Here is a 229-nt window from a genome sequence, read left to right on the forward strand (position 1 = left end):
TCAGAAAGCGGGATATCAGGTGAGAGTATGGACGGCGTTGACTGGGTTGCTGACGTGACAGTCAGAACTGAGACCAGTTTTGCACCATCACTCAGCGCCAGATGGCCTGCACTATCAAGAGCGGCCACACCGCCTGCAACACCACGCATTGCTGAAACGGTAGCTGCTGCATTATTGCCCGCGGCTGTCGCTGCGTTTGCAGCAGTTTGTGCTGCGTTCTGCGCTGCTG

General features: G+C 56.8%; 1 pseudogene. It reads right to left on the reverse strand.

The features are described 5' to 3' along the window. Positions 1-229, reverse strand: a pseudogene (locus HK25_RS13165) (hypothetical protein); the annotation flags it as partial.

This window comes from Acetobacter sp. DsW_059, from assembly GCF_002153695.1.
GTDB classification, from domain to species: Bacteria; Pseudomonadota; Alphaproteobacteria; order Acetobacterales; family Acetobacteraceae; genus Acetobacter; species Acetobacter thailandicus.